This is a genomic window from Bartonella sp. AD328YNZD, assembly GCF_042196425.1.
The window spans coordinates 1-10,521 of sequence record NZ_JBHIQG010000059.1; the positions used below are offsets into that span (position 1 = coordinate 1).

At 38.3% G+C, this 10,521-nt stretch carries 11 protein-coding genes; 7 read left to right on the forward strand and 4 right to left on the reverse strand.

The window, feature by feature from the left end; all coding sequences use genetic code 11:
• Together ACFIO3_RS04505 and ykgO are read right to left on the reverse strand one after the other, a co-directional pair.
• Nucleotides 1–771 (reverse strand): tetratricopeptide repeat protein (locus ACFIO3_RS04505; RefSeq protein ID WP_375704138.1); only part of this gene is annotated, 771 nt, incomplete at its 3' end.
• A 157-nt stretch (nt 772–928) separates the two neighbouring features.
• Nucleotides 929–1,054: a type B 50S ribosomal protein L36 gene (gene ykgO / locus ACFIO3_RS04510; RefSeq protein ID WP_004863016.1), complete on the reverse strand. Its 126-nt coding sequence runs from the start codon at nt 1,052–1,054 to the stop codon at nt 929–931.
• A gap of 2,333 nt (nt 1,055–3,387) precedes the next feature.
• Here ykgO and ACFIO3_RS04515 point away from each other — a divergent pair.
• Nucleotides 3,388–3,642, forward strand: a complete 255-nt coding sequence (locus tag ACFIO3_RS04515) for a hypothetical protein (protein ID WP_375607044.1) — start codon at nt 3,388–3,390, stop codon at nt 3,640–3,642.
• Between the two features lie 446 nt (nt 3,643–4,088).
• On the opposite strand, the gene ACFIO3_RS04520 is transcribed toward ACFIO3_RS04515, so the two are convergent.
• Entirely contained in the window at nt 4,089–5,267 is a 1,179-nt protein-coding gene (locus tag ACFIO3_RS04520; RefSeq protein WP_375607043.1) for a 5-(carboxyamino)imidazole ribonucleotide synthase, read from the reverse strand.
• A gap of 1 nt (nt 5,268) precedes the next feature.
• Nucleotides 5,269–5,766, reverse strand: coding sequence for a 5-(carboxyamino)imidazole ribonucleotide mutase (gene purE / locus ACFIO3_RS04525; RefSeq protein WP_330168079.1), 498 nt, complete (start codon nt 5,764–5,766; stop codon nt 5,269–5,271).
• Between the two features lie 825 nt (nt 5,767–6,591).
• On the opposite strand from purE, the gene ACFIO3_RS04530 reads away from it, so the two are divergent.
• From ACFIO3_RS04530 to ACFIO3_RS04555, 6 genes are all read left to right on the forward strand, one after another.
• Complete coding sequence (locus tag ACFIO3_RS04530) at nt 6,592–6,744, forward strand: DUF5993 family protein (RefSeq protein WP_273790835.1); 153 nt, start codon at nt 6,592–6,594, stop codon at nt 6,742–6,744.
• 10 nt (nt 6,745–6,754) lie between these two features.
• A complete protein-coding gene (locus ACFIO3_RS04535; protein ID WP_375607042.1) occupies nt 6,755–7,330 on the forward strand; it encodes a disulfide bond formation protein B in 576 nt (191 codons plus the stop codon).
• 729 nt (nt 7,331–8,059) lie between these two features.
• Nucleotides 8,060–8,305, forward strand: coding sequence for a hypothetical protein (locus ACFIO3_RS04540; RefSeq protein ID WP_375695869.1), 246 nt, complete (start codon nt 8,060–8,062; stop codon nt 8,303–8,305).
• Between the two features lie 508 nt (nt 8,306–8,813).
• Nucleotides 8,814–8,942, forward strand: coding sequence for a hypothetical protein (locus ACFIO3_RS04545; protein ID WP_375704139.1), 129 nt, complete (start codon nt 8,814–8,816; stop codon nt 8,940–8,942).
• A 906-nt stretch (nt 8,943–9,848) separates the two neighbouring features.
• The gene (gene infA / locus ACFIO3_RS04550; protein WP_004857577.1) at nt 9,849–10,067 is read left to right on the forward strand and encodes a translation initiation factor IF-1; all 219 of its coding nucleotides are present in this window, start codon (nt 9,849–9,851) and stop codon (nt 10,065–10,067) included.
• A gap of 269 nt (nt 10,068–10,336) precedes the next feature.
• Nucleotides 10,337–10,521: Maf family protein (locus ACFIO3_RS04555; RefSeq protein ID WP_375704140.1), on the forward strand; the 185-nt coding region annotated here is incomplete at its 3' end.

Sequence of the window (10,521 nt, forward strand, 5' to 3'; positions counted from 1 at the left end):
TGATTGTTCGTCTAACAGAGCTTGCACGCGCTTTTGAATCCTGCGCATTTGTGGATAGTAAACCAATGCTGTTTTATAAGCTTTAAGAGCAAGTTTGGGACGCTCCGTTGCTTCCATGACAACGCCAAGTTCAAAAAAAGCACTATAATTGCGCGGCTCAAGTTCAAGAGCGTGGTTGAGATCAAGCATGGCAAGCTTGAAATCGTTCAGTTGAATGTGAATCCAAGCGCGTCTTATCCAAGCTTCAGCATGAGTAGGCAAAAGTGCAAGAGCATTATCAATATAATCAAGCGCAAGTCCATAATCGTCGCTGTTGAGTGCATTTTCAGCCCATGACATCAAAAGATCGATCGTCTCGCTCCCTGATTGGGACCATAAATGTTGAAGTTGTTGACTGATCTTTTTCGCTTTAGCAACATCAGCACAATATTTCAATTCTTTGAGTAAACGTGAAATTTCTGCTTCTTTGCGCTGCTTAACTCTGTCAACATGGGAAAGCTGCTCTTTGTCAAGATCTTCAAGAATAACCGCCGAGGAATCAGAATCGGAGGGCGTTGAGGAAGGGGGAGGAGAATTGGGAATAAGATCATCTAACGGTAAAAACGATTGTGGAGAAGGCCGATCTTCAGGAAGAGAAGGAGGATTTTGCCCATAGCTCGAGGGAACAAAACAAAAAACGCCAACAAAAGAAAGAAAAAACGCGCGCTGGAAAATACAGAAAAAACGCAACTGGAAAAATCGAAAGGCTTTTAAAAAAATAGAAGAATCCATAAAAACAAGCCCCCAAAAGATAAATCACCAAATATTATCAAATACTAGACTTGTAATCAACGGACTTATAACAAAAAAACTCAAGAAAAAAAATTTTAAGCCTACAATTAAAGTAGGCATAAAAACATTGATCCTAAAGAAATTATCCCTAAAAGAATTAGCCCTGACGTGCTCTAAAACGTGGATTCGTTTTATTAAGAATATAAACACGACCCTTACGACGCACCAAACGATTGTTACGGTGGCGCTCTTTTAGTGCTTTAAGCGAATTTTTAATTTTCATCATATTCACCGTTTAAATAGTTTACGTAACACAATACTATAACACAATACTATAACACAATACTATAACACAATACTATAACACAATACTATAACACAATATTAAAACACGAAAATACAATATTACAACCCCAATAGACTGCTCACTTTAATGAGCATTGCATTGCGATATCGTACTTGCATCATAACATCACACGATACACTTTTTCACTGTGATCACAAAAAGAAAAGCGCACTCTTAAGGTACGCATTAATACACTTCATTAGCACAACGATAAGTGAAAATTGCAAAAAAGTAGGAGAAATCTAACAAGAAGTCTTATTCTTGTCAAGGGTATATCCCTTACAAATTCCTATAGTGTGTTAACGGTTGGCCTTGAAGGTAAAAATTTTCTCGTAAAAAGAAGGACACCAAAAAGCACAAAGAGTGGAAAAAAGTAAAAGCTTCCTATTTGTGAGAAAATAATCCTGTTTTTTCGTAAAATATCATCGTTAAGTAAGGCTCATGTAAAATTTATAACATGAGGTGTTTTTTATTCGTGTGTGAGGATATTCTTAAGGCTTATTCTTAAAACCTAAAAAATAAACCGCATGATGATGACAAAGATGATGAATTGATAAGGATAAATTTCTATTGTTCAGAGAAAACATAGTAAAATAAGAGTTTTGCATAGTCTTAAGGTTTTCTCATTGCAAATTTGTGTAGCTTTAAGCATAGCATTCGCTTCTTGCATATCACAAGCGGGATTGATCTATGGTAAAGATACTTGAAGATAAGGAATAAAACGGTCTTTTATGAATGCTTTCAAATGCTAAGAGTGTTGTAACATTGGGGGGTGGCAAAGCGGTGTGATGGCGTTGGTGTTTACGCTTCATAAGTTTAAAGAGGGTGGTGCACTATAAATGTTTAAGCTATTATCGAGAGCTTTATGCTCTATGACGGGGGCTGCTGTTGTGAAGTGGTGGGGCAATGTGCATTGGCAAAATGTTTCTTTAAAATAAGCGCGTGTTAAAACAAGTGCGTAAATTGGCAACACAAGTGTCTTCTGTTTGAGGCTTTTTATTTTACGTGAGGGGTGAGAGGATATTTGGTTTGGGAATGGATAAGCTTAGTGCTGTAATCATATCCTGTAATTATATCTTTGATGTGGAGATCAGGGACGGAGCGGAGCGCTCGGTACTTTTAATGAGGGATTAAATCTGTGTGGTTAGAGTGAAAGATTATGCATAAATTTCTCTTTTAAGGCAATAGTTTATGATTCTTTGCAACCCAATTATTTCTACGTGGGTGGAGTGCTGGATATTGTCGAGCAGATGGGGAATTCAAATTATCCAATAAGGGAGCCAGTATACTGAGAATACACTTTGGCTCTTGAATGTGGATAGTTTGAATCCTTTTTAATATCCATGTTGCAGAAAAAATTTGACCTTCCCAAGGGTGGTCTATGATGATGTTTATTGAAAGAGTGAAAGCTTCACATTGTCTGGCGATAGACGTAATAAAAGTATGTCATAATACCAATTTATATACATGTTGCAAATGCCAAAGAGAGCTGACGTAATGATCATTGGTATCCCGATCAATAGGGGCAGTGTTTCTCTTCCTCCTGTGAGGTATATTAGACAAAGAATTCCTGTCATTAATAAAAAGCCTATCGACAGGATTTTCGTTACGAAAACAATGGGTTTACGAAAAGTTAAAAGAAAAAGGAACAACATATGTCTAAATGGACCCCCTTTACGTTTTTGGGGAAGAACAGACTGTACCTCATTTAAAGTTTTATTATTGTTAGAAATGAAGTGTTTTTTGCCACAATAAGCGTTTTAAAGGCAATGATAGTGTTAAAATGATCGTATTAAAAAGTATAGTTTAGCTTTATCAGGATAATAAAATAAACATTTATATTTATAAATTATTAGGTGCTCTTGAAAGAAGCTTGGATTGAGAAAAATTGTGAGAACTTCATGAAGCGCTGGTCTGTTGGGGGGGGACGAATGTCATTGCTGAGCAGGATTAGAGAGTTACAGACAATCTCTTATGGGTGGTTAAGAATATGCGTAAACAAAGTGCGTTTACGATAAGGGGAGTTCATAAAGAATTGTGCGAGATGCAATAAAATCAATGCGCATTATACGGTGATGATGTGCCTTATAATTCATTGTCTTAACAGGATTAAAAGGTGGAAAAATTGATGCACTAAAAAAGGGGAGGATTTTGTGAGAGAAGAAAAATTGATCTGAAAAGAAGAAACTTAAGCCTTTGGGGAGAAGTTCAGGAAACCTTTTCGAGGAATGTGTTGGGGGAATTAATGAAAGAAGAAAATCTTCTATCCGTTGAAGGAAAAAGAGAGAGGAGAAAAAGAAGAAAGTTGCTATGCTGGAGAGGGCTATCGTCTGGCCGATATTGGGCCGAATTCTCGAGAGTTGTTTTGGGAGAGTAATACGTTTTACCTCTTTGCAGCAATTTTATGGAAAACAAAACGATGCTTTTGTGAAAAAATGAACATAAGAAGAGAAGCTAGAGACAATAAAAACGCAATCATGGGGATTGGTATCTATGGGGGTGCAATAAATCAGTCTATTTCTTAAAGGTTGGCATTAAAAGAAAAATGAAGGGGCTGCGTATGTTATGGGGAATATTTATGCTGTGGAAGGTGGAGGGGTGGTGAAGTTAGGGGCTGGTGGATTGTTTTGAGCTGTGGGGGGATATTTTTGAGAAAAGGAAGGGGAGAAGAGCTAGGGGGTGGAGTTGAAGGGGGGGGAGCGCTTGTTGTGCTGCTTGGATATCGGTGTGGAGTGAAGCTTTGTTTTTGAGGGCGGATGAGATGTTCGTGTAGGATGAAGGGGTTTGGAGGAGGAAGAGGTGATGTTTTTAAAAGAGGCAGGGCTTGTAGGAGGGCTTCACGCCCTTTCAGGGGCAAATTAAAAGGTTAGGGGAGCGCTTTTGAAGCCGCTGGATATCGGTGTGGGGAAGAGGTTGTTTTTTCAGTTCATTTTGGAGAAAAGTGTGAAAAAGTATTTATATATATGTGGGCTTAAGATTTGTTGGCTGGTCCCAGTAATTGGATGATATGCCCCATTTTGCGGTTGGGGTGAACAGTGCTTTTGCCATATAAATGGATCGAGGTGCGCTCTTGTGTGAGGAAATATTTTAACGTGCTAAAATTGTTACCAATAAGATTGGTCATTTGGCAATCGCTGTGGCGATAGGGACTGCCTAAGGGAAGTCCGCAAATAGCGCGGATATGCTGTTCAAATTGTGAAGTTATGCATGCCTTTTGTGTCCAATGACCAGAATTATGGACACGCGGTGCTAATTCATTCACTAAAAGATGACCATTCGTTAAGACAAAAAATTCAATGCAAAGAACACCAACATAATTGAGGGCATCCATAACTGTTAAGCTGATTTCTTGTGCTGCTTTTTGCACCTCAGGTGGAATATGTGATGGAACAAAGGATTTATGAAGAATACCATTTTTGTGTTGATTTTCAGGGCAATCATAAAAAATATGTTCCCCTTGTTTTGTACGTGCCGAAAGAACCGAAATTTCCGATAAAAAAGGAACTATTTCTTCCAAAATACAAGGCTGTTCCTGAAAAGTCCTTAAGGCTTCGTCAAGGGTTTGTTCATCTGGGTGATCAAGCTTGATCTGGTTTTTTCCGTCATAACCAAAACGACGCGTCTTTAAAAGACCACGTCCGCCTAAGGTATCAAGAGCGGAAAGAAGAGAAGAAGAATTGTCAACAGCATGCCATAACGCGGTGCCAATCCCTTGATCACGCAAAAATTGCTTCTCAAAAAGTCGATCTTGCGTGATCTCTAATGCTTTGGAAGAAGGATAAACAGGCTTACTCTTTTCTACATATTGAACCGTTTGAAGCGAAAGATTTTCAAATTCATAGCTGACAACATCACACTGAGAAATAAAATGATCTAAAGCTGATATATCGTCATAGGAGGAAACAATATGGTTGTTTGCTGTTTGAGCGGCTGGGCAATTGGCTTCAGGGCAAAAAATAACGGTTCGAAATCCTAATTCTGCGGCCGCTATGGCGAGCATCCTTGCTAATTGGCCGCCCCCGATTAAACCAATGACGCTGCCTGGAGGTAACATGGTGAAGGGAGTGGTGTTGGCTAAGGAGGTGTTGGCTGAGGGGGTGGTGTTGGAGGGGGTGGTGTTGGCTGAGGGGGGAGTGGAAAACGGTGCCATTTTAAACCTCCGTTACAGGCGTTTGGGCGACATTGGCTGTTTGTTGTTGACGCCAATCTTGTAATCGTTGGGCGAGATCATGGTCATAAACGGCCATAACGGCCGCGGCTAAAAGTGCTGCATTAATTGCGCCTGCTTTGCCAATTGCTAATGTGCCAACGGGTATCCCTGCTGGCATTTGCACGATTGAAAGCAAAGAATCTTGACCAGAAAGAGAGTGAGAATGCACTGGAACGCCAAAAACAGGAAGAGGAGTAAGGGCTGCTAACATACCTGGAAGATGCGCTGCACCCCCTGCACCGGCAATTAAAACTTTAAACCCTGCTTCTTTTGCTTCTTTGGCAAATTGATAAAGGCGTTCAGGAGTTCGGTGTGCTGAGACAATATGCGAACTATGAGAAATACCAAGATTCGTCAAAATATCTGCACTATGGCACATCGTTTGCCAATCCGATTGGCTCCCCATTAAAATCGCGACATCACATGATTTTTTCATCATTCTCTATCCTTTTCAAAGGTTCAATGCGATTCTTTATCATTATTTTTTTAAAGTTTTATATTCTTTTTGCAAAGCCAATTGATGACAGAGAAACAGTTATTTTTCAAATAAGGTGGAAAGCTAAAAATTTAAAGGGGATCTCGAGAGATGAAAAACTAAAGTATTGAAGGCATGAAGCACTTCTTGTGAGGGGGGAGGGGAATGCAACGGGGTGGTGTGGGACCCATGAGGCTGTTGAGCTTGCGGCATTGTCTTTTATTTAAGATAAGAGGGAAAAATGCATTGAGGAAAAGCCATTGATTATAAGTTTTTTAAAAAAATGTCTTATTTTTTATTTGCTAAAATAAACAAGATCACCATATGATATAAAATCTGTTGCAATTTGAAACATTACTTATGAGAAAAGAGATTTTTATGTCAAAAATGTGTTGCAAAATGAGGATATTCTTATGAGAAAAAAAGAGATGTATATCTCTCGATTTCAAAGCCTATTTATTTTGTTGTTCAAGTGATTCTTTTGTGAGTGGGGGATATAATCTTTATAGGGGATATAATCTTTATAATTGTCGATATATCTTTAACAATGGCCGATATAAGGGGAAGCGAATAATCAACGCTTTTGTGCTTTTAACGCTTTTGTTGAGATGTGCTTCTGAGCGATTATATCGTTCTTTGTTTTTTCACTTAAATATAATGGTAATATCAATCGCGAGTGACGAATTGTGAATAATAAATCCATGGTCTCTTTTTTGCCCAATTTTGTAATATGGTGAACGCTGAAATAAATAAGAGTTAAACAACGGATGTAAAGGAGATTTAAAAGCTATGTTTCTTCCATTTTTAATCGCTTTAGGTACTGCAGTAACGACTATGTGTGGTAAAAAAAATATAAGTTATGCTTTGTGGGCAATTTTATTCGTTGTCATTCTTCTCACTTTCAATCATCACGCAACTTCCACTTTAAATTTATCTTTTTGAGAGAATAGCCATGGAACATGTTGAACAAAAAAATCCTCACTTCGTTATCTTTATGAATACGCTAGGACTCTTTGGATTATCCGTTGTCTTGGTGGTGGCTTTTTATTATCAATTGGTAAAGTTTGAGTTACCTTGTCCCCTTTGTTTGCTGCAGCGCGTTGGATTGATGCTGGCAGGTTGTGGGTTCTTGCTCAATATTCACCATAAGGTGAAAAATACCCATTATGGTATGGTTATTCTCGGTTGTATGGTAACCAGTGCTGTGGCAGCACGCCAAGTGTTTTTGCATATCACACCTGATGATTTAGGATATGGTTCAACGTTCTTTGGATTGCATTTTTATACTTGGGCTTTCATTATTTCTGTCCTTTGTATCTTTGCTGTCTCATTTGTCATGATTTTAGGCGAATTGGCACACAAGTTCAAAGAATTTTCTCCTTTTCCAGTCTTGAGTAAAGCGGCAAGTTTCTTATTTGTATTTTTGATTGCGGCAAATTTGATTTCTACCATACTGGAATGTGGTGGTGGACAGTGTGCCGATGATCCTGTAAGGTATGAATTGTTATCAAATTGGTTCCCTTCATAGTCTTGAATTTTTTTAATAATCCCTCATTATAATTTTTATTGTTAAAAGAGGCGGAAATATTTAAGAAACCGCTTCTTTTTTATTTATTTGGAAGACATTTCAGAAAAATTGTTCGATAATCTGATCTTTTATACCAATGCTGGCTTTTATGAGCGATAGCGATTGATATTTTTTTAGCGAAGACTTGTACTGTGAACCTTTTATGCTGTCTTTTGAGAGAGATGAAGGGATTGATTGGCTTGGAGGAGTTTGTAGAAAAGCCCCAGATTGTTGAGCTGCGTGGGTTAAGAAGCCTCGTTTTTAAAGGTGCATTAACGATAAAAAATTTTTGTTCTTGATTTTTCTTAACATTGTGTTAAATAAAGTTTTGTATTCATTTTGGTGCTTCTAAAGCGTTTTTATTGCTTCTAGAGGGATTAATTTAAAATTTTGAAAGTTATGTGAATAATTTTCTGTAGAGGTTTGTTTATTAGAGGCAAACCTTTTTTTTTATCTAACGTTTAGATGTTTTCTCTCAGTGTGAAGCTTTTTTTTAGAAAAAGGTAAGCGGCTTGATGATGACTCTCTTATTTATTAATATATTGATTTATAATGATAAATAACCCTTTTAAAGTGAAGCGCGTTGCTGAATATAATAAAGTTGCTGAATATAATAAAATTGCTCATCACCAGTTCTCTTATATTGAATCAATTAAAATTACTTGCTTGTACATCATAAGTGAGTGGGCCATGTGGGTCAAAACTGTACAAGAAAGGCATGCCTTTAATGAAGTGTCTCTTGAACCGAAGGCTGTCTGCAACATTGGGAGCTGGCAGAGTTTTTGTGATGATGCCGGCTTGTTCTTCTATAAGCGTAAACTTGTTTTTTCCATAAGCGTAAAGATAGGGGGGGCTGAATGGATTTTATATCCTTCATGGGAGCTTACCATTCCTTTACGGGTAGCGTTTTGCAAAATGGGTGTGATGGAGCGTTGAGAGATCTTTCTTTAAAACAAGCGCGTGAATATGCAACACAAGTATATTCCTTTTGGCACGTTTTGTATTACGAAAAAATATTGACTTATAAGGATAAGTTATCGTTGCGGATGTTGAATGAGAAAAACGAAGAGCTTCTCTCATTTCAAACTTTCTTATAGTCAATTAATTAAATGTGCTCTTCTACGTTACAAAAAAGCACTGGGTGTAAATAAAAATTCTTTTAAAAGTCGTAAAATGCTTCTTATGACCCTTTTTGATCGTTAGAATTTTTCGAAAAATTTTATGCTGCTCAATACAATAATAGGGCGGTTTATATCTATGATTTAAGTGAAAATAGGGGGATTTAGATGAAAAGGGAGGCGAGTTTTTAATGACAGTTGTTGAAAACGTTATTGTGTAATGCATTTTTTACAGATTTTCTGCTTTCTGTAAATATGTAAAAGCGTAAAAACAGAAATGTGTAAAAAAGGAAGCTGGGATTTTATGTGGGGTGTATGATTTTATCATGGCATGGAATGTGGAGAGAAGATTGCGGTGTGGGGATGAAGAGTTTTATGAAGGGGGGAGAAGTTTGGATGAAGAGGTGGGTGCGTTGACGAGAGAGGAGAGAGGGTGTGGGGAAAGTTGTTTTTGAAGTGAGATTGACCGATGCTTTGCGTGATCTTACTTTAGGGTGGTGAAGGAGGGGCAAGAATATTTTAAAATAGGACGTATCTGTCGCGTTTGATGCAACATTATCCTTTGTGGTGTCGTGATCTGAAATCAGCAGGGGAATTCGCTAGAGTAAGAAGCTGTATTGTTGACAAACCTATGTTTACAAAGTGGTGCGAGGGGAATTTGAAAGTTTCGTTTGGCTGCTTTCTGTAAATGTGGAGAAGCGTAAAAACGGAAATGCGTAAAAAAGGAAAAGGCTTTATGTCGTTAGAGGCGTTGTGGTTAATGATACGCAATGTATAGGGATTGTGTTTTCGAAGGTAGGAAGAGCAACATAAATGGAAGGAGTGGCTTAGAGGAAGTGTGTGAAGAGAGGGAAAATGGGGAAGGCTGTATGGGAAATGCATAGAGTATGAAGTGTGGGGCAGTGAAGCATGTTGTGAATGGTGTGTGAAGAATGGAGAAGGTTTTTGAGAAAAGGAGGGGCTTCTGGCGTGGGGGAGTGGTGTTTATCTGAAGGGCGCATGTTTAAAGTGTGGAAGGTGAGGAAAAGTTGGAGAGAGGATGATTGTGAGTAAGTTTTGGAGGGATTAGTCAGAGGTGTTGGGAAAATGCTTTAGGGGAAAAAATTAGCATAATTTCTTGTCATACTGAAACCAAAATCATCATAAAAACTGAAGGAAATTAGCGGGTAAAACTGGTGGAAAAAAGTTTTGATTCTTAAGGGGTGGGGGGGCCGTTTTTTTGAGAGTATGGAAGAGTAAACTTGAAAAACCTTTCCCTTTTTGTGGAATTTTTATTCACAAACTTAAGAAAATAGGATATGAACGCTGGAAATAACGCGCAGCTTAACAAAATATGTGCACTGTAAAGGAAATGTTTGTTTATGTCAAAAGAAGAAGTTTTAGAATTTTCTGGTATCGTTACTGAACTCTTACCTAACGCGATGTTTCGTGTGAAACTGGAAAATGACCATGAAATTATTGCTCATACCGCTGGTAGAATGCGGAAAAATCGTATACGGGTGTTGGCCGGTGATAAAATCATGGTGGAAATGACACCTTATGATTTGACAAAAGGGCGTATTACATATCGCTATAAGTAGCATCGTGGGTGGCTTGCACTTTTTTCTAAAAGCTATCATATTATTTCTATTATTTTTTAACAGTTTTTTAGTTTGCTTTTCATGAGTGAAAAAAGGGGAGTGTTTGAAGAGCCTTGAAAAACTGTAAAATCGTTGCGGAAAAAGGATAAGGAGATCAATAGCGCTTAAAAGGGAGCGCTAAAGGGGCGCTTAAAAGGGGGCGCTAAAGGGGCGCTTAAAAGGGGGCGCTAAAGGGGGTGAAGAGGGAAGTCGATTGTGAAGGGGTGGAAATGAGCAATATAAGAGAGTGGGGGAAAAAACGTTTGGCAGATACTCTTACAGAAGAAATTTATTTGGTGCTTGCCTCCGCTTCGCCACGGCGTTTGGCGCTCTTGGCACAAATAGGGATTGATCCCCAGCAGGTTTATGCAAGCGATATTGATGAAACGCCAAAATTAAAAGAACATCCTGCAAA

Coding starts and splice junctions, on each gene's coding strand:
- ACFIO3_RS04520 (WP_375607043.1), bottom strand. CDS start 5,267: ATGGCACCGTTTTCCACTCCCCCCTCAGCCAACACCACCCCCTCCAAC.
- ACFIO3_RS04530 (WP_273790835.1), top strand. CDS start 6,592: ATGTTTCTTCCATTTTTAATCGCTTTAGGTACTGCAGTAACGACTATG.
- ACFIO3_RS04535 (WP_375607042.1), top strand. CDS start 6,755: ATGGAACATGTTGAACAAAAAAATCCTCACTTCGTTATCTTTATGAAT.
- ACFIO3_RS04545 (WP_375704139.1), top strand. CDS start 8,814: ATGGCATGGAATGTGGAGAGAAGATTGCGGTGTGGGGATGAAGAGTTT.
- ACFIO3_RS04540 (WP_375695869.1), top strand. CDS start 8,060: ATGTGGGTCAAAACTGTACAAGAAAGGCATGCCTTTAATGAAGTGTCT.
- purE (WP_330168079.1), bottom strand. CDS start 5,766: ATGATGAAAAAATCATGTGATGTCGCGATTTTAATGGGGAGCCAATCG.
- infA (WP_004857577.1), top strand. CDS start 9,849: ATGTCAAAAGAAGAAGTTTTAGAATTTTCTGGTATCGTTACTGAACTC.
- ykgO (WP_004863016.1), bottom strand. CDS start 1,054: ATGAAAATTAAAAATTCGCTTAAAGCACTAAAAGAGCGCCACCGTAAC.